General features: G+C 69.2%; 12 protein-coding genes and 2 pseudogenes. 11 read left to right on the forward strand and 3 right to left on the reverse strand.

All coding sequences use genetic code 11. The features are described 5' to 3' along the window. Both FB600_RS36270 and FB600_RS36275 read right to left on the reverse strand, forming a co-directional pair. Positions 1 to 1,955 (reverse strand): annotated as a pseudogene (locus tag FB600_RS36270) (non-ribosomal peptide synthetase module); the annotation flags it as partial. Between the two features lie 108 nt (positions 1,956 to 2,063). Next, positions 2,064 to 3,770 carry a cyclic peptide export ABC transporter gene (locus tag FB600_RS36275; protein WP_164467551.1) on the reverse strand — a complete coding sequence of 569 codons (1,707 nt, stop codon included), beginning with the start codon at positions 3,768 to 3,770 and terminating at the stop codon, positions 2,064 to 2,066. Between the two features lie 45 nt (positions 3,771 to 3,815). On the opposite strand from FB600_RS36275, the gene FB600_RS36280 reads away from it, so the two are divergent. The 5 genes from FB600_RS36280 to FB600_RS36300 all read left to right on the forward strand — a co-directional run bounded on the left by FB600_RS36280 (position 3,816) and on the right by FB600_RS36300 (position 10,802). After that, positions 3,816 to 4,061, forward strand: a complete 246-nt coding sequence (locus FB600_RS36280; protein WP_124076456.1) for a hypothetical protein — start codon at positions 3,816 to 3,818, stop codon at positions 4,059 to 4,061. Positions 4,062 to 4,614: 553 nt separating this feature from the next. Then, positions 4,615 to 4,971: a PadR family transcriptional regulator gene (locus FB600_RS36285; RefSeq protein WP_145758245.1), complete on the forward strand. Its 357-nt coding sequence runs from the start codon at positions 4,615 to 4,617 to the stop codon at positions 4,969 to 4,971. Between the two features lie 36 nt (positions 4,972 to 5,007). After that, a complete protein-coding gene (locus FB600_RS36290) occupies positions 5,008 to 6,222 on the forward strand; it encodes an efflux RND transporter periplasmic adaptor subunit (RefSeq protein ID WP_227743882.1) in 1,215 nt (404 codons plus the stop codon). A 12-nt stretch (positions 6,223 to 6,234) separates the two neighbouring features. Then, positions 6,235 to 9,411 (forward strand): efflux RND transporter permease subunit, encoded by a 3,177-nt coding sequence (locus FB600_RS36295; RefSeq protein WP_145758246.1) that lies wholly within the window; start codon positions 6,235 to 6,237, stop codon positions 9,409 to 9,411. Continuing rightward, positions 9,408 to 10,802, forward strand: a complete 1,395-nt coding sequence (locus FB600_RS36300) for an efflux transporter outer membrane subunit (RefSeq protein ID WP_096750523.1) — start codon at positions 9,408 to 9,410, stop codon at positions 10,800 to 10,802. Before FB600_RS36295 ends, FB600_RS36300 begins: the two co-directional genes overlap by 4 nt. 76 nt (positions 10,803 to 10,878) lie before the next feature. Here FB600_RS36300 and FB600_RS36305 read toward each other — a convergent pair whose 3' ends face one another. Further along, positions 10,879 to 12,045, reverse strand: a complete 1,167-nt coding sequence (locus FB600_RS36305) for an alkane 1-monooxygenase (protein WP_145758247.1) — start codon at positions 12,043 to 12,045, stop codon at positions 10,879 to 10,881. 431 nt (positions 12,046 to 12,476) lie between these two features. Between FB600_RS36305 and FB600_RS36310 the strand changes: the two genes are divergently transcribed. The 6 genes and pseudogenes from FB600_RS36310 to FB600_RS36335 form a co-directional block, all read left to right on the forward strand. Next, positions 12,477 to 13,940, forward strand: coding sequence for a cryptochrome/photolyase family protein (locus FB600_RS36310; RefSeq protein WP_096750525.1), 1,464 nt, complete (start codon positions 12,477 to 12,479; stop codon positions 13,938 to 13,940). 182 nt (positions 13,941 to 14,122) lie between these two features. Continuing rightward, on the forward strand, positions 14,123 to 15,121 hold the full coding sequence (locus FB600_RS36315; RefSeq protein WP_047837362.1) for an alpha/beta fold hydrolase: 999 nt from the start codon (positions 14,123 to 14,125) through the stop codon (positions 15,119 to 15,121). A 48-nt stretch (positions 15,122 to 15,169) separates the two neighbouring features. Further along, positions 15,170 to 15,952 (forward strand): 4'-phosphopantetheinyl transferase family protein, encoded by a 783-nt coding sequence (locus FB600_RS36320; RefSeq protein WP_096750526.1) that lies wholly within the window; start codon positions 15,170 to 15,172, stop codon positions 15,950 to 15,952. A gap of 448 nt (positions 15,953 to 16,400) precedes the next feature. Further along, positions 16,401 to 17,924, forward strand: coding sequence for a histidine ammonia-lyase (gene hutH, locus FB600_RS36325; RefSeq protein WP_017921802.1), 1,524 nt, complete (start codon positions 16,401 to 16,403; stop codon positions 17,922 to 17,924). A 4-nt stretch (positions 17,925 to 17,928) separates the two neighbouring features. Continuing rightward, the gene (gene hutC, locus FB600_RS36330) at positions 17,929 to 18,624 is read left to right on the forward strand and encodes a histidine utilization repressor (protein WP_013698787.1); all 696 of its coding nucleotides are present in this window, start codon (positions 17,929 to 17,931) and stop codon (positions 18,622 to 18,624) included. Between the two features lie 76 nt (positions 18,625 to 18,700). After that, a pseudogene (locus FB600_RS36335) lies at positions 18,701 to 18,888 on the forward strand (urocanate hydratase); the annotation flags it as partial.

Below are 18,888 nucleotides of genomic sequence, written 5' to 3' on the forward strand. Positions count from 1 at the left end.
TGGTTGGCGCGGGCGTTGAGCTGGGCATAGCTGAGGGTTTGCTCCTCGAACACGAGGGCGACGGCGTCGGGCGTGCGCTCGACCTGCTGCTCGAATTGCTGGTGTAGGCAGACGTCCTCGGGATACGGCGTGCTGGTGGCGTTCCACTCATGCAGCAACAGCGCGCGCTCGGCTTCCGGCAGCAGCCTGGCCTGTCCAACCGGCATGTCGGCACCGTTCGCATCCGACAGGCTTTGCGCGAGTTCGCGCAGATGCGTGCTCATCCGTTCGATTTGTTCGGCATCCAGACGATCCGCGTCGTGAATCCAGCGGAATGCCCCGTCCGTCCTGACCTGCAGCGTGAGCAGCGTGCCGGCGACGCCGGCATCGACCGTGGATTCGTCGGGCTCGGCGTCCTGGTCCAGCAAGTGCAGGCCGATTGTCCAGCGATCGGCGGAGTTCGCCGAGGCCGGCGAGCGCAACTCGGGATACCTGTCGACGAGATCGCGGGCAAATCCCGGATTCCGGCCAAGCTGCGCCAGCTCGGCTGCCACGTTCGACAGGACCGACGACCAGGTTTGGGCCGCGTCGATGCTCAATTCGATCGGGACGATCGGCGCGAGATAGCCCAAGGTCCGCAGTGCCGCCGGCTCATGCGCGGCGCGCCACCCGAGCTGGAGCGTCGACTCGCCGGTCAGTCTCGCCAGATAGACGGCGAACAGCGCCAGCAGCTCACCGGTCCGAGGCGGGCTTGCCCGGTCCGCAAGCCATGCTTGCCACCGGCTCGCGGTCCATTGCGGGGCGGCATGGCTCGCCGCTCTCTCGAAGGGCAATTGCAGTGCCGCGCGACGTGCCAGCCGCGCTGCCCAGAAGGCCTCGCGATCGGCCAGCGCCTGCCGGGTTTCGAGCAGCGCGCTGGTCTGTGCCTCGCTCAAGGACGCCAGCCGCGCGCCTTCCGAGAGCCCGGCTTCGTCGGCCAGCGCCTGCGGCAGTCGGGGCTCGCCCTCGAGCGTAGTGAAGCCGCCGATCAGCAGGTCTTCGCTGCCGCTGGCGACTTGCCAGCCGTCCTCTCGAAGGGCGACCAGACTGCCGGCCGGCAGGCCCGAGCGTCGATCCAGTCGCTCGATGCGCGACAGGCGCACGCTCTGGCCATCGCCAAGCAGGAGCTTCGCGCAGCCGAGCGGGTTGGGGCGATGCTCCCCGAAGTCCAGGGCGCGTACCAGGGTGCACAGTGCCTGCGCGCTGTCCCGCCAGTCGAGGTAGGCGCCCGCGGGCAGCCGGCCGGGCGCGGCGGGGACATCGTCGCGCGGTTGTTGCGGGGATTCGTGCGGGGATTCGGCGAACGCGGGCAGGGTTCCTCGATCCAGGGCAGCCAGGAGTTCGACGAAACCCGCTTTCGCGGCCTGCTCGCACTTCAGCGTCAGCGAGCGCGTAGTGTCCTCGGCATCGATGGCGACCGGGCAGGATATCGCCGCGGGCCCCGCCTGCCCGCGCGCGTCGACGGCATGCCAGCCGGCCGCATGATGGGTTTGCCGCGCCAGCAGCGCCGAGGCGATGGCATGGGGTGCCGCGTCGGCCCGCGACGAGGGCGGCGCGTGACGATAGGCGAAGCGGCCCCGGCGCACGCGCTCCAGCAGCGCGGCCGGCAAGGCCGGCTCGCTGTCCACCGTAAACAGCCAGTCGATCCCGCGTGTCGCCAGGGCCGCATCCAGGGCTTCGGCGCTGGCCGCGCAAGGGACTCCGTGGCGCGCGGCCCAGGCCCGCAGCCGCTCGTCGCTCGACAGGATCGCTTCCAGCGAATGCCCGGCCGCGAGGATGTGCGCGGCACAGTCGGCCGTCAGCGCGCCGTCCCCGGCGAGCATGCATGAATGACGGACCAGGGCTGAAGGGGAGGCATGGTCCTGCTCGTGATGCGGCGTCGAAGGATTCGCGCCGGCGCCCATGACGTCTTCGATTTTTGTGATTCGGTCATTCATGTTGATCTGCCAATGAATAGTCGTGCAGCGCGGTACCGGCCGATGCACTGGCCTGGTCGATTCGAATCGGTGGTCCGGAGGGATGGCGCGGGGGCCCGGCCCGGCTTGCTAGCCGACGACCTTGTCGGCCTCGCTCGGCAGGCCCGATCGCGATGCGTCGGGTTCCCCGGATCTCGAACCCGCTGCCGGGTTCGGCTCGGGCGCCTTGTCGAACGCGATGCGTCCGCGCTCCAGCTTGATCAGCCGGTCCGCCACGTGGAAGTAGCGATCGTCGTGGCTGACGACGATCAGGGTTTTGCCCTGGCGTCTCAGGTTCGGCAGCAGCTCGAGGTAAAAATGCTCGCGGAAGTGCGGATCCTGGTCGGCGGCCCATTCGTCGAACAGGCAGATTTCGCGGTTCTCGGCGTAGCACTGCAGGAGCGCGAGCCGCTTGCGCTGTCCGGTCGAGAGATTGGTTTGCGACAGGCGGCCGTCCTCGACGAACACCTGCTTGTCCAGCCCCAGGTCGCGCAGGTATCCGCGCGTGCGCGCATCCGGAAGCAGCGCGCCTTGCTGGTCGATCACGTGGTCGAACAGATAGAAGTCGCCGAACACGCTCGAGAATTTCTCCCGGTAGCCGCGCGACTCCGGATCGACGGGCTGGCCGTCCAGGTAGAGGCGGCCGGAACCCGCGGGCAGCAGGCCGCAGAGCATGTGCATCATGGTCGACTTGCCGCTGCCGTTGCCGCCGATGATGAAGATCATCTCGCCGCGATCGATGCGGAAATTCAGCGGCCCGATGCCCCGGCTCTCGGCCGGGCTTTCGGGGTATCGATAGGCCAGTTCGCTGGCCTGGATGGTCCGCCATTGAGCGAGGGGCTGGCTGGCGTGCTCGAGCATCGGCGTTTGCGGGCCGTCGCGCAGGTCCAGGCCGACCCGTTCGAGATGGCGCCAACTGCTCAGGCCGGTGCCGACCTGCCGGCCGGATTCGATCAGGAAATTGAGCGGGCCGATGATGAACAGCGAGCCGATCACGAAGCGGATGATGAGCTCCGCGGGCAGCGAGAAGCTCATGTAGCCGAAGTAGACCACCATGAAGATGGTGCCGTAGATGGCGGTCGGCATCCATGCCTGGTTCAGGTTCCAGTTCAGGTAGGTCTGCTTGCTGACCTTCTGCGCCCGTTCGATGGCCGGTTGCAGGATCGTGTCGGCGAAATGCTCGGCCCGGCTCCGGTTCAGGAGCATTTCCTTCTTGCCGTCGGCGATGGTTCGAAAATGTTCGAACAAGGCTTCCTCGCTGACGCGCATTTCATCGAATCGCCTGCCGGTCGACCTGACCAGCAGGAAGGAAACCAGGGAGGCGATGCCGAGTCCGCCGATCAGCACCAGGAACAGCTTGGTCGACAACATCGCGACGTAGGTGGCGCAGATGATGACGAAGATGCCGTTGTAGAACAGATGCGGCATGATCACGATGGCGGGGCTGATCCTCCCGATATCCTCGATCAGCGCGCCGAACACGGAGGCTTTTTTTCCGGCCAGCAGGTGATACTCGATCTCGATGAAGCGGCTCGACAGGTCGCGGCGCAACTGCGCGACCAGCGAGCTGCCCAGGCCGGCCTGCACGTACTGGGACACGCCGTCGGAGAGCAGCAGCGCGCCGAGTAGGCCGAGCCCGGTCAGCAGCGTGTCGAGCGGCGACTTGTGCAGGCCCTGCGTGGCGACGTAGTTGATATAGGCCAGCAAGCCCACCGTGAACGCGGCCTTGGTGCAGGACAGCAGCATCGTGACGAGCAGGGACCAGAAGTTCCGTTTGAAATACCGAGTGGTCGACATGGACCTTGCCCCCTCACTGATCATGCTCAGGACTGCCCATCCGGCATGTCACTGGAGAATGGATATTCATCTGTTTTCCGATTGATCGCGAGAATTGCCGAATTCCTGTCCCGGCGAATTCAAATTCATCGATATTTTTCTGTGAGCCGGCAAGCGGGCTCATCGGGCAAGGGAGCCGCGGCGCTCGCCCTGGCGTCGAGCCTGGTTCGAGGTGCTGACGTCGAGCAGCCGGAATCTCCCTTTGTTTCTGGCACGACAGGAGGAAAGTCAATTCAATTGTCCGATCCGTGAAAGTCGATATTCAGGAACGACATATTGAGTGATGCTAATGTTTTTGAAACGGATGTCTACTTTGTGCACTCATCTTCATTAAAGCACAGGGGCCCGGCGCGAGCTGTCACCTGAAGGCGGGACAAAAAATCCGGCGGCTCCGGCCGCTTCGCATCGATGCGCCCGAGGTGAGGTGATCGGCCGGGAGAAGCGGGCTCGATCGGGCTCGATCGACATCCCCGGCATCTCGTCCGGCACGCCCGCTTCCATGTCCCGATTTCATGCGACAGACGGGGAAGGGCATGCGTGATGAAATCACGGCGTGGTGTCAACTGCCCTTGACGCATGTCGGCGGCAACGCGACCACGGCCGCTGCCGGCCGCAGGTCGCGATGCCGTCGTGAAGCTGCCGCGGGCATTCCGTCTTCGCCGGGCGCGGGCCGAACCGGCGCCGTGGGCAAACCCATACAGACCGCCGCCGTCTTGCCTGGATGAACGGGCCAAGCGGTGTCGGCTCGCCCGTTCATCGTGCATTGCATGGATCCTTGTTATGCACAGACTGGCCGCGTACATCGATGAAAACGCAGTTGAAGAAGGGAGCGCTCGATATGTGCGTGCTGGCGGTGCTGGCGCGCGGCGACAACTACGCCCACGCCGTGGTGTCGACCTTGTCGTCGGCGATGGCGCTGAGCGAGGGCACGGTCTATCCCCTGATGCGCCGCTTGCAGGCCGCGGGCTGCGTCACGACCTACCTGGTCGAGTCGGCGTCGGGGCCGTCGCGCAAGTACTACTCGCTGACCGGCGTCGGTCGCCGGCGGTTGCGGGACATGGAGGCCCAGTGGCGCGGTTTCGTGGCGGAGGTCGACAGCGTGCTGGCGTCGCGAACCCCGCGCCAGGCCGCCAGCCGCGGGCCCGGGGTTGCCGGGGCGTGAATTCCATCTGGTCAGAAGCGAGCACAAGCAGACGATATGTCGACCTTTCAGTGTCTTGATATGCGTGGGCGGCTTTCCGTACGCGTGGCCTTCCTCGGCGGCACGCTGCTGGCGCTGGCGACGCTCGGCGGATGTTCCGGACATCCGGCCGACGGCGCGGCCGCGCCGGCGCCCGCCACCGAGGTCGGCGTGCTGATCGTGGCGCCGCGGGCGATCGTGCGGCGCACCGAGCTGTCGGGGCGTCTCTCGGCCTTGAACGTCGCCGAGGTCCGCCCGCAGATCACCGGCATCGTCCAGAAACGGCTGTTCACCGAAGGCGCCGCGGTGACGGCGGGCCAGACGCTGTACCAGATCGATCCGGCGGTCTATCAGGCGGCTTACGACCAGGCGCGCGGCGTGCTGGCCAAGGCGGAGGCGACGCTCTCGGATGCCCGGGCCAAGTCCGCGCGCTTCGCCGAGCTGGTCAAGATCCAGGCGGTCAGCAAGCAGGACTACGACGATGCCGTGGCCGCCGTCAACGAGGATCAGGCCGACGTGCTGGCCGATCGCGCGGCGCTCGAGTCGGCCCGCATCAATCTCGGCTACACCCGCATCACGAGCCCGATCGCCGGGCGCATCGGCCTGTCCAGCGTGACGGCGGGCGCGCTCGTCACCGCCACCCAGAGCACCGCGCTCGCCACGGTCCAGGAGATCGACAGCATGTACCTGGACGTGACCCGGCCCAGCGTCGACTGGCTGCGATTGCGCAAGGAATTCAAGGCGGGCCGCCTGAAGCGGGCGAACGATCGCGGCGCGGCCGTGCAGGTGGTGATGGAGGACGGCTCCGACTACGCGCTGCCCGGCACCCTGGCCTTCTCCGACATCACCGTCGACCAGACCACCGGCTCGGTGACCTTGCGCGTCACGGTGCCGAATCCCGAGCATGAACTGCTGCCCGGCATGTTCGTGCGGGCCATGCTGGAGGAGGGCGTCGACGAGCAGGCCATGCTGGTTCCCCAACTGGCGGTCGGGCGCTCGCCGGACGGCCAGGCCACGGTCTGGCTGGCCGCCGCCGACGGCCGGGCGCACCAGGTGAACGTGAAGGCCGACACGGCCTATGGCGACCAGTGGATCGTCTCGCAAGGCCTGAAGGCCGGCGACCGGGTCGTGATCAGCGGTGCCAGCCAGCTTCAGGACGGCGCGCCGGTCAAGGTCACCGACACGCACGCGCCCCAGGCCACGACGCCGGCCGGCGCCGCGCTGCCGGGTTGAGCGGGGGCGCACATGGCACGTTTCTTCATCGATCGTCCGATCCTCGCCTGGGTGATCGCCTGCGTCCTGATGATCGCCGGCGCGCTGGCCTTGCGCTCGATGCCGATCGAGCAGTATCCCTCGGTCGCGCCGCCCGTGATCCAGGTGGTCGCGACCTACCCGGGCGCCTCGGCCGATACCGTGGCGGCCAATGTCACGCAGGTGATCGAGCAGAGCCTGAGCGGCATCGACCACCTGCTCTACATGTCCTCGTCGAGCAGCAATGCCGGCCAGGCCACCATCGCCCTGACGCTGGCCCCCGGGGCCAACCCCGACATCGCGCAGATGCAGGTGCAGAACAAGGTGAGCCAGGTGTCCGCCTCGCTGCCGCTGGTGGTCGAGCAGCAGGGCATCAATATCTCGAAGGCGAGCAGCAATTTCCTGATGGTGGTGTCGCTGTCGTCGCGCAGCGGGCGGCTGAACTCGATCGAGCTGGGCAACCTGCTGGCCAGCCAGCTGCAGGATCCGATCAGCGAGATCAACGGGGTGGGCGGCGTGAACCTGTTTGCCCCGCAGCACGCGATGCGGATCTGGCTGAACCCGGTCAAGCTGCACAGCTTCGGCCTGACCGCGAGCGACGTGACCACCGCGATCGCCAACCAGAACGTCGAGACCTCGGTCGGCGAGCTGGGCGGTACGCCGGCCACCGCCTCGCAGGCGATCAACGCGACCATCACGGCCTCCAGCCTGATGCGCAGCGCCGAGCAGTTCGGCAACATCCTGTTGCGCGTGAACACCAGCGGCTCCCGGGTGCTGCTCAAGGACGTGGCGCGCGTCGAGGTGGGCGGCGACACCTACGATATCTCCTCGCGCATGGGCGGCAGGCCGGCGGCGGCGCTGGCGGTACAACTGGCCACCGGCGCCAACGCGATGGCGGTGGCCAGCGCGGTGCGCGCGCGCGTGGACGAGCTCAGGCTGCAGTTGCCCGCCGATGTCGAGGTGGATTACCCGTTCGACACCACGCCCTTCGTCAGGGTCTCGATGGTCGATGTCGTGCAGACCCTGGTCGAGTCGGTGATCCTGGTGTTCCTGGTGATGCTGGTCTTCCTGCGCAGCGTGCGCGCCACGCTGATTCCGGCGGTGGTGATCCCGATCGCCCTGCTCGGTACCTGCGTGGTGCTGTGGGCCGCCGGCATGTCGCTCAACGTGCTGTCGATGTTCGCCGTGGTGCTGGCGATCGGCTTGCTGGTCGACGACGCGATCGTGGTGGTCGAGAACGTCGACCGGATCATGCGCGAGCAGGGGCTGGGCCCGCGCGAAGCCACCCGCAAGGCGATGAAGCAGATCACCGGCGCGCTGGTGGGGATCACCACCGTGCTGACCGCGGTCTTCATCCCGATGGCCTTCTTCTCCGGCTCGACCGGCGGCATCTATCGGCAGTTCTCGGTCACCATCGTGGCGGCGATGGTGCTGTCCCTGCTGCTGGCGCTGAGCCTGACGCCGGCCCTGTGCGCGACCCTGCTCCGGCCGCCCGGCGCGGATGCGGCGGCGCGGCGCGGCCGCGGCGGCCGCTTCATCGAGCAGGGCATCGAACGCTACCGGGGCTGGCTGGCGGCCTTCCTCGCGCGTCCGCGGCGCTTCCTGCTGCTGTTCGGCGTGATCCTCGCGGTGCTGGCCTGGCTGATGGCCAGGCTGCCCACCTCCTACCTGCCGGACGAGGACCAGGGCGTGCTGGTGGTGCTGATATCGACGCCGGCCGGCACGCCGATCGCGGTGACCGATCGCACGGTCAGGCTGGCCGAGGATTATTTCCTGCATCACGAGGCCGCCACCGACAAGGTGCTGGCGATCGACGGCTACAGCTTCAACGGCCAAGGCCAGAACAATGCCATCCTGTTCGTCAGCCTGAAGGACTGGAGCCGGCGCCGCGGCGCCGACCAGCAGGCGGGCGCGATCATGAGCCGCGCGAACGCCCATTTCTCGTCCCTGCGCGACGCCCAGGTGTTCGCCGTGAACCTGCCGGCGATCCCGAGCCTGGGCAACCAGAGCGGGCTCGATTTCGAGATCGAGGACCGGGCGGGGCAGGGGCACGAGAAGCTGCTGCAGGCGCGCAACCTGCTGATGAGCCTCGCCGCGAGCAATCCGGCGCTGTCGCAGACGCATCCGGCGGGCCTCGACGACACGCCGCAATTCCATATCGACATCGATCGCGAGAAGGCCGGCGCGCTCGGCCTGTCGATCTCCGACATCAACGACACCCTGCAGATCGCGTTCGGCTCGTCCTACGTCAACAACTACGTGGACAACGGACGGATCCAGCGCGTGTTCGTGCAGGCCGACGCGCCGTACCGGATGATGCCGGACGATATCGCGCGCTGGTACGTGCGCACCAGCGCGGCCAACGGCGAGGTGCTGCAGCCCGGCTCCACGCCGAGCAATTTCGACGGGCAGATGGTGCCCTTGTCGGCCTTTTCCAGCACCCGCTGGACCTTCGGGTCGCCGCAGATCGAACGCTACAACCACATGCTGGCGATGGAGATGACCGCGCAGACGGGCCCGGGCTTCAGCACCGGCGGCGCCATGCAGGCGATCGAGTCGATCGCGGCGCGCCTGCCCAGGGGATTTTCGGTGGAATGGACCGGCCAGTCCTATCAGGAGGTCCTGTCCAACTCGCAATCGCTGTATCTCTACGGCATCTCGATCGTGATCGTGTTCCTCTGCCTGGCCGGCCTCTACGAGAGCTGGGGCATGCCGATCGCGGTGCTGCTGGTGGTGCCGCTCGGCGCGCTGGGCGCGGTGCTGGCCGTGACGCTGCGCGGCATGCCCAACGACATCTATTTCAAGGTGGGGCTGCTCACCACCATCGGCCTGGCCACCAAGAACGCCATCCTGATCGTCGAATTCGCCAAGGAACTGCACGAGCAGGGCCGCGACCTGCTCGAGGCGGCGCTGGAGGCGGCGCGACTGCGCGTCAAGCCGATCCTGATGACCTCGATCGCCTTCGTGTTCGGGGTGCTGCCGCTGGTCTTCAGCGGCGGCGCCGGCGCCGAGAGCCGGCGCGCGATCGGCACCGCGGTGGCGGGCGGCATGCTCGGCGCGACGGTGCTGGCGGTGTTCTACGTGCCGCTGTTCTTCGTCCTGGTGCGCAAGCTGTTCAAGGAGCGCGGCCGGCATGCCGATGCGGGCAATCCGCCGGAGGCCGAGGCATGAGGCGGCGTTTGCTCGGCAGCCTGCTGTGCGTCATCGGCCTTGGCGCCTGCACCCTCGAGCCCGGCTACCAGCGTCCGCCGGCGCCGGTGCCGGCGGCCTGGGCCGAGGCGCCCGGCGCGGCCTCGTCCGCGCCTGCCGCGTCCGCCCCGGCGCCGCTGGCGGCCGAGGTGGATTGGCGCGGCTTCTTTCGCGACCCGGCCCTGCAGCAGTTGATCGCGCTGGCGCTGGACAATAATCGCGACATGCGCGTGGCGGCGCTGAACGTGGCGCAGTTCGAGGCGCAATACCGCATCACGCGCTCGGCGCTGCTGCCCACCGTGGAGGCCACGGGCGCGATCGACAACGCCCGCGCGCTGGGCACCACCACCCGGCAGAGCAGCGTGACGCTGGGCCAGACCTCATGGGAGATCGACTTCTTCGGTCGGCTGCGCAGCCTGCAGCACCAGGCGCTCGAGCAATACCTGGCGACCGACGCGGCGCGCTCGGGCACGCGCATCAGCCTGATCGCGACGGTGGCCACCGATTATTTCCAATGGGTGGCCGACCAGTCCCTGCTCGAGGTGGCGAGCGCGACCGCCGAGGCGGACCGGCAGACCTACGAACTCACCCTGAAAAGCGAGCGGATCGGCAATGCGTCCATGCAGGACGTGCGGCAGGCGGAGCTGGAATATGCGAGCGTGCGATCGAGCCTGATCGCCGAGCGGCGCGCGGTGGAGCAGGATCTCAACAATCTGGCGGCGGCGATCGGCTGCCCGGTTCCCGACGGGCTGCTGCGCGGCGGTGCCCTGGATGCCGCCCAGTTGCCGCCGCTTGACGCCGGCCTGCCGTCGGACCTGCTGACCCGGCGCCCCGACATCCTCCAAGCCGAGCACGACCTGAAAGCCGCCAATGCGAACGTGGGCGCCGCCCGCGCCGCGTTCTTCCCGTCGATCCAGTTGACCAGTTCGGCGGGGACCGCGAGCACCGGGCTGTCGGGCCTGTTCAAGGCGGCGACCGGAGCCTGGAGCTTCGCGCCCACCGTGAGCCTGCCGATTTTCGACTACGGCAACCGCCGGGCCTCGCTCGATGCGGCGAAGATCGAGACGCAGATCGAGATCGCCAACTACGAGAAGGCGATCCAGACCGCCTTCAAGGAAGTGGCGAACGCGCTGGCCGGACGGGCGACCTATGTCGAGCAGGTGCAGTCGGATCGCGAGTACCTGGGCGCATCGACCCATTATTACGAGCTGGCGCAGGCGCGCTATCGCAACGGGACCGACAGCTTCCTGGTCCTGCTGGATGCCGAGCGCACGATGTATGCGGCTCGGCAGCAACTGGTCAACGACCGGTTCGCGGAACTGAGCAACCTGATCGCGTTGTACAAGGCGCTGGGCGGCGGATGGCAGCCTTGAGGCGCCCGAGTAGCTCGAGCTGCTTGGGTCGCTTGGGTCGCTTGGGTCGACGGCGGCAGGCCGGCTGCCGCCTCGCTCAAGCCGAGGCCCCCGCCGCGTAACGCGCGATCACGCGCTCGCGGATCGACGGCTTGATGTTCGACTGGCGCATGTCGCCGCCATAGTGCGCGACCACGCGCGGGTTCATCACGCGGAACCACAGCGGCGGCAGGTAGGCGAGCAGGATCATGGTCGCGTAGCCCGACGGCAGTTGCGGCGAGTGGTCGAAGTGGCGCAGCGCCTGGTAGGAGCGCGTCGGGTTGGCGTGATGGTCGGCGTGCCGCTGCAACTGGTAGAGAAACAGGTTGGTCACCACATGGTTGCTGTTCCAGGAGTGCTCGGGCGAGCAGCGCTCGTAGCGGCCGTTCGGCAACTGGCGCCGGCCGAGCCCGTAATGCTCGACATAGTTGACCACCTCCAGCAGCGAGGCGCCGTAGACGGCCTGGATCAGCAGGAAGGGGATCACGCGCGGCCCGCAGTAGGCGAGAGCGGCGCCCCACAGCACGGCCGTCATGGCCCAGGCGTGCAGCACCTCGTTGCGCGGCGACCAGCTTGCGTGCCCCTCGCGTTCGAGCCGGCGCTTTTCCAGCCGCCAGGCCGAGGCGATGCTGCCGAACACGGTGCGCGGCAGGAAGGCCCAGAAGGATTCGCCGAAGCGCGCACTGGCCGGGTCGCGCAGGGTCGCCACGCGTACATGGTGGCCGCGATTGTGCTCGACGAAGAAATGCCCGTAGGCGACCGGCGCGAGCGTGATCTTGGCCAGCCAGCGCTCGAAGCGCGAGGTCTTGTGGCCGAGCTCGTGCGCGGTGTTGATCGACACGCCGGTGGCAGCGCCCATCGACATCGCGAAGCCGAGGCAGTCGTACCAGGTCAGAGGCACGTGCCGCAGCACCCACATCGCGGCGACGAAGGAGACATAGACCACCAGCGTGGCCAGGTAGACCACCCACCGGTAGTAGCGGTCGCTTTCGAGCGCCGCCACCAGCTCGTCGGGCGGGTTGCCGGCATCGTCGCCGATCAGCCAGTCGAGCACCGGGATCACGCCGAACGCGAACAACGGGCCGAGCCACCAGAAGACATGCCAGCCGGTGCTGAGCGCCAGGTGCGCGGAGAAGATCGGCAGCGTGATGGTCAGCGCGCCGAGCAGCCACCAGTAGCGTTTGCCGTCGGTCCAGCCGACGCCTGCCGTTTGCAGCTTCGCCATTGTCTCCCTCCTGTTTTTCCCGCTTCGGCTTGCGTGCCGTGCGGCCCTGGCGGGTCTCGTGCCGGTTCGTTGATTTATAAGGCTTGGCGGCCGGCAACGCCAAGCCGGTCGCTAGGCGCGCGACTCCAAACGGGCGGGCGGCGGTCGGGCTCGGTGGCAGCGGGCCGGCTCGGGCGATTGAAACGCGTCGAGGGCCGGGCCGGGCGCCTCCCGGCCCGGCCCGGCTCGGGTGCCAGTAGGCGGCGCGGAAATTGCTGAGGGCTTGGTTGAAGCGGGCGGTGCGCAAGGGCGCTGGCGGCGAGCGGGCGCCTGAAACCCGGGTCGCTCTGTCCCCTTGCATGGTTTAATGGCGCCCAGTCGGGCGAGCGCCCATGTCCGTGCCGCCATGCCCGATCGATCCGTCATTACCCGTTCTTCCCGGAGCCTGCCCCGTGCCTGCCGAATCCTCAGCCCAAGCCGCGATCGTCTGGTTTCGCGACGACCTGCGTGTTACCGACAACCCGGCGCTCGCGCGCGCCGCCGAATCGGGCCGGCCTTTCGTCTGCGTCTACGTGCTGGAGCGCGAGGGTACGCGCCCGCTGGGCGGCGCGGCGCGGTGGTGGCTCGACGGCGCGCTGCGTTCGCTCGACGCGAGCCTGGCCGGGCACGGCGGGCGCCTGCTGGTGCTGGAGGGCGACGAGCGCGAGACCATCGCCGCGCTCGCCGAGGAACTCGATGCCGGCGCGGTCTACTGGAACCGCCGCTACGACGGCATCGCGCGCGAGACCGACGGCGCGCTCAAGCGCTCGCTGAAGGAGGCCGGCATCGAGGCCGAGAGCTTCAACGGCGCGCTGCTGCGCGAGCCCTGGGAGCTGCAGACCGGCAGCGGCGGCGCGTTCCAGGTGTTCACCGCCTATTGGCGCGCCGCGCTCAAGAGCGGCGACGTGAGCGCGCCGCTGGCCGAGCCCTCGACCTGGCGCTTCCACGCGCTGCCGGCCTCGCTCGCGCGCCGCGCGTTGAAGATCGACGCGCTCGGCCTGCTGCCGACGCGCCCCGACTGGGCCGGCGGCCTGCGCGAAGCCTGGGTGCCGACGGAGGAGGCCGCGCTCGAACTGCTCGAACGCTTCCTCGACAAGAAGATCCGCGGCTACGGCGAGGCGCGCGACCGGCCCGACCGGCCGGCGACCAGCCGCCTGTCGCCCTACCTGCGCTTCGGCCAGTTGTCGGCGCGGCAGGTCTGGCACGCGGCGATGGCGGCGGCGCGCGAGGGCGGGGCGGCGGTGGCGGCCGACATCGAGAAATTCGTCAGCGAGCTGGGCTGGCGCGAGTTCGACACCAGCCTGCTCTACCACTTCCCCGAACTGCCGACGCGCAACTACCGCGAGCGTTTCGACGCGATGCCCTGGCGCGACGACGAGGCCGGCTTCACCGCCTGGTGCCGCGGCCGCACCGGTTATCCGCTGGTCGACGCCGGCATGCGCGAGCTGTGGACCACGGGCTGGATGCACAACCGCGTGCGGATGGTGGTCGCCTCCTTCCTGATCAAGCACCTGCTGATCGACTGGCGCGCGGGCGAGCGCTGGTTCTGGGACACGCTGGTCGATGCCGACATCGCCAACAACTCGGCGAACTGGCAGTGGGTGGCCGGCTGCGGCGCCGATGCGGCGCCGTATTTCCGCATCTTCAATCCGGTCACGCAGGGGCGCAAGTTCGATCCCGAGGGCGATTACGTGCGGCGCTGGGTGCCCGAATTGGCACGCCTGCCTGCCGATGCGATCCACGAGCCCTGGCGCGCCAAGCCGATCGTGCTGGAGGCCGCCGGCGTGGTGCTCGGCCAAACCTATCCCGAGCCGATCGTCGATCACGACGCGGCGCGCCAGCGGGCGCTGGGCGCGCTGGAACTGACCAAGCGCTGAGCGCGGCGGCGGTGCCGCGCGGCTCGCGCTTCGCTGCAGCCTGGCCGGGGCTTGTGGCACAGTGGCCGCTGCCGCTGCCGCTGCCGCTGCCGCTGCCGCTGCGACCGGCGCATCGGGCGCGACGGCCCGCGCGGGCGCCCGCCGGGTGTCGCGGCGCGATACCGATCGAGGGAGACGCGACCATGAGCGAGGTTCCGCCGAGCCTGCCGCTGCCGCCCGAGCCGTTCTCGGTGCAGGCCGCCGACGGCTTCGTGCTGCACGGCCATCAATGGCGCCATCGCGCCGTCGATGCGACGCGCCCGGTGGTCGTGATCCAGTGCGCCACGGCGGTGCGCTGCCGCTATTACTTCCGCTTCGCCACCTGGCTGTTCGCCCAGGGTTTCGACGCGCTGGTCTACGACTATCGCGGCATCGGCGAGTCGCGCCCCGCCTCGCTGCGAGACCTGCGCGCCAACTGGCTCGACTGGGGGCGGCTCGACAGCGAGGCGATCCTGCAATACGTGGCGCGCAGCTTCCCCTGGCAGCCGGTCGACCTGGTCGCGCACAGCATCGGCGGCTTCACCTGCGGGCTGGCCGCCTCGAACGGCATGATCCGGCGCGCCGTGACGGTCGGCGCGCAGACCGCGCACTGGCGCGACTACGGCAAGTGGACGCGCACCCGGATGCGGCTCAAGTGGCACCTGGTCATGCCGCTGCTCAGCCGGCTGTTCGGCTATTTCCCGGCGAGCCGGCTCGGCTGGATGGAGGACGTGCCTCGCGGCGTGGCGCTGTCGTGGAGCCGTAGCCGGCCGCGCTTCGAGGACACGTACACGCGCTCCCCGATCCTGGAGACGCCCGAGGAGCGGCGCGCCATGGTGGCGCGCTTCACGCGCTTCACGGCGCCGCTGCTGGCGATCAGCATCGACGACGATCCCTTCGGCACGGTTGCCGCCACCGAGCGGCTGCTCGGCTACTACGTGGCCAGCCCGATCACGCATCTGCACATCGCGCCGCGGCGCATCGGGGTCGAGGCGATCGGGCATTTCGCGTTTTTCCACAGCCGCTTCGAGGCGACGCTGTGGCCGATCGTGCTGCGCTGGCTGCGCGAGGCGGCCCTGCCTGACGAGCCGCCGGGCGAAGTGCTGCGCCGCCCGGCGAGCCCGGGCGGCACGGCCGCGTATTCGCCCGGCGCAATCCGGTAAGATCGGCGGCTTCTTTCCCTGATCCGGCCGCGCGCCGGCTTCCCGCCCATGGCCATCGCTTTCGAGACCGCTTCCCCCTCGCCCCAGGCTTCGGCGCTCGCGCCGCATCGGCTGGTATCGCTCGCGGTGCCCGAGGCGGCGGCGCGCGCGGGCGTGCGGCTGTGGCGAGTCGATTTCGCGTTCGGCACGCCGCTCGACGCGCCGGCCTACGCGTCGCTGGATGCGGCCGAGCGAGCCCGCGCCGCGCGCTTCCTGCGCGCCGAGGACGCCACGCGCAGCGCGGCCACGCGCGCGGCCCTGCGCGAGGTGCTCGGCGCCGCGCTCGGCGTGGCGCCGGCCGCGCTGCGTTTCGCCACCGGCGAGGCGGGGCGCCCTTCGCTGGTGGCGGATTGCGCGCCGGGCGCCGCCGCGCTCGATTTCAATGTCTCGCATTCGGGCAGCCACGCGTTGATCGCCTGGAGCGCGTCGACCCGCGTCGGCGTCGATGTCGAGGCGCCGCGCGAGGGTTTCGACTGGACGCCGCTGGGCCAGTCGGTGTTCGCGCCGGCCGACGAGGCCGCCGTGCTGGCTTGCGCGCCGGCCGGGCGGCGCGATGCCTTCTACCGTGTCTGGACCGCCAAGGAGGCGCTGCTGAAGGTGCTCGGCGTCGGCATCGCGGGCGGGCTCGAGGCGTTCTCGGTGCTCGATCCGCGGCGGCCCGGCGAACTGGTGCCCTGCGTGGTGGATTCGTCCGCGCCGGCCAGCGGCGTGGCGGTCTATACCGCCGCCTGGGTGGACGCGGCGCCGGGACATCCGGCCTGCCTTGCCTGGCGTCCGCTCGCGGGCGAATAAGACGAATAGGGCGAATAGGACGAATAGGGCGCCGGCCGGTTTGGCGCGGCTGCCGGCTCGACGGCTGGCGCGGCGCGCCGTCGATTCGCCCGCGCCGGGCTTCCGGTTCGATTTCCAATCCGCTGTCCTCCCGTCGCGTTCCCGGCGCTGCCTCGCGAGCCGCTGGCGCCGTGATGCTTCGTCGCGCCTGAGCTGGCGAGGCTGCCGTCCGGCAGTCCGCCGAGGCTCGTGACCTGCCGTTCCATCTTTCCCCGAGGCCTTTCCCCGCCGGGCGCCAAGCTACCGCGCGCCGCGTTTTCGCGTGCATGGCCCGGGGTGTCCGCGCCCATCCCGCCCCGTATGCGGCGCTAGGGAAATCCCTGAGCGCCGAATTTTGAAAACGGGTTGTCTATACAAGTCGGCGCATCTACACTGCTGAGCACCTAACTTGTATAGACAGGACGCCCTTATGATCACCTTGACCCCCGGCCATCTGACGCTCGCCCAACTTCGCTCGATCGCACGCGAGCCGGTCAAGATCGAGCTCGATCCGGCCAGCTTCGCCGCCATCGACCGCGGCGCGCAGGCGGTGGCCGACATCGCGGCCAAGGGCGAGCCGGCCTACGGCATCAACACCGGCTTCGGTCGTCTTGCCAGCACCCATATCCCGCACGACCAGCTCGAACTGCTGCAGAAGAACTTGGTGCTCTCGCACGCGGTCGGCGTGGGCGAGCCGATGAAGCTGCCGGTGGTGCGCCTGCTGATCGCGCTGAAGCTGTCGAGCCTCGGGCGCGGCCATTCGGGCATCCGCCGCGAGGTGATGAATGCGCTCGTCACGCTGTTCAACGCCGACGTGCTGCCGCTGATCCCGGTCAAGGGCTCGGTGGGCGCCTCGGGCGATCTGGCGCCGCTGGCCCATATGTCGGCCACCCTGCTGGGCATCGGCGAGGTGTTCATCCGCGGCGAACGCGCCAGCGCGGCCGACGGCCTGCGCTCGGTCGGCCTCGCGCCGCTCACGCTGCAGGCCAAGGAAGGCCTGGCCCTGCTCAACGGCACCCAGGCCTCGACGGCGCTGGCCCTCGACAACCTGTTCGCGATCGAGGATCTCTACCGCAGCGCGCTGGTGGCGGGCGCGCTGTCGGTCGACGCGGCGGCCGGCTCGGTCAAGCCCTTCGACGCGCGCATCCACGAACTGCGCGGCCATCGCGGCCAGATCGAGGCGGCCGCGGCCTATCGCGGCCTGCTCGAGGGCTCGAAGATCAACGTCTCGCACCAGGATTGCGACAAGGTGCAGGACCCGTACAGCCTGCGCTGCCAGCCGCAGGTGATGGGCGCCTGCCTGGACCAGATGCGCCACGCGGCCGAGGTGCTGCTGATCGAGGCGAACGCCGTCTCGGACAACCCGCTGATCTTCCCGGACACGGGCGAGGTGCTGTCGGGCGGCAACTTCCACGCCGAGCCGGTGGCCTTCGCGGCCGACAACCTGGCGCTGGCCGCCTCGGAAATCGGCGCGCTGGCCGAGCGCCGCATCGCGCTCCTGATCGACGCCACGCTGTCGGGCCTGCCGCCCTTCCTCGTCAAGGACGGCGGCGTGAACTCGGGCTTCATGATCGCGCACGTGACGGCCGCCGCGCTGGCCTCCGAGAACAAGACGCTGGCGCATCCGGCCTCGGTCGATTCGCTGCCCACCTCGGCCAACCAGGAAGACCACGTCTCGATGGCGACCTTCGCGGCGCGCAAGCTCGGCGACATCGCCGAGAACGTCGCCGCGATCATCGCGATCGAGCTGCTGGCCGCCGCGCAGGGCGTGGACCTGCGCCAGCCGCACGCGACCAGCCCCAAGCTGCAGGAAGCGATGGCCACCATCCGCGAGCGCGTGCCGCACTACGACCTGGACCGCTACTTCGCGCCCGACATCGCCGTGATCACCGAGCAGGTGCGTGCCGGCGCGTTCGCCCGGCTGAGCCCGCTGTCCTTCGTCTCGGAGCAGTGATGCGATGAGCACGCCGGCCTACCAGGAGATCAAGGACTTCATCCTCGCGCGGATCCACGCGGGCGAGTGGGCCGAAGGCGACCTGGTGCCGTCGGAGAACGAGCTGGCGCGCGACTTCAAGGTGGCGCGCATGACGGTGAACCGCGCGCTGCGCGAGCTGACGGCCGAGCAGGTCCTCACCCGCGTGCAGGGCGCCGGCACCTTCGTGGCGCGGCCGAAGTACGAGTCGACCCTGGTGGCGATCCGCAGCATCTCGGACGAGATCGCGGCGCGCGGCCATCGCTACCATGGCCAGGTGCTCGAACTCCTCACCCTCGAGGCCGACGAGGCACTGGCCGACGAGCTGCAGGTGGCGGTGGGCGCGAGTCTGTTCCTGTCGACCATGCTGCATTTCGAGAACGACGAGCCGGTCCAGCTCGAGCAGCGCTGGGTCAATCCGGCCGTGGCCGGCGCGTATGCGCAGCAGGATTTCACGGCCGTCACGCCGGCGCAGTACCTGATGCGCGTCGCGCCGCTGCAGCGCGTCGAGTACCGCATCGAGGCGGCCGCGCCCGATCGCGAGATGCGCGAGCGGCTCGCGATGGGCGAGGCCGAGCCCTGCCTGGTGCTGCATCGGCGCACCTGGTCGCAGGGCGTGGTGGCCTCGATCGCGAACCTCTGGCACCCGGGCAGCCGTTATCGCTTCACCGGCCATTTCTGAACCGCAACCGCGCGGCCGCGCCAGGCGCCGAACCGCGCAGCCCTTTGCATCCATTCCTTTGTAGGGAGCCGTCGACATGAACCATCCCAAGCACATCGATCCGCGTCTCGATCCGACGCGCGTGATCCGCGCGCCGCGCGGCAGCGAGAAAACCTGCAAGACCTGGCTCGCCGAGGCGGCGTACCGGATGATCCAGAACAATCTCGATCCCGAGGTGGCCGAGCATCCGCATGCGCTGGTGGTCTATGGCGGCATCGGGCGCGC

Source organism: Burkholderia sp. SJZ089, assembly GCF_007828315.1.
GTDB classification, from domain to species: Bacteria; Pseudomonadota; Gammaproteobacteria; order Burkholderiales; family Burkholderiaceae; genus Burkholderia; species Burkholderia gladioli.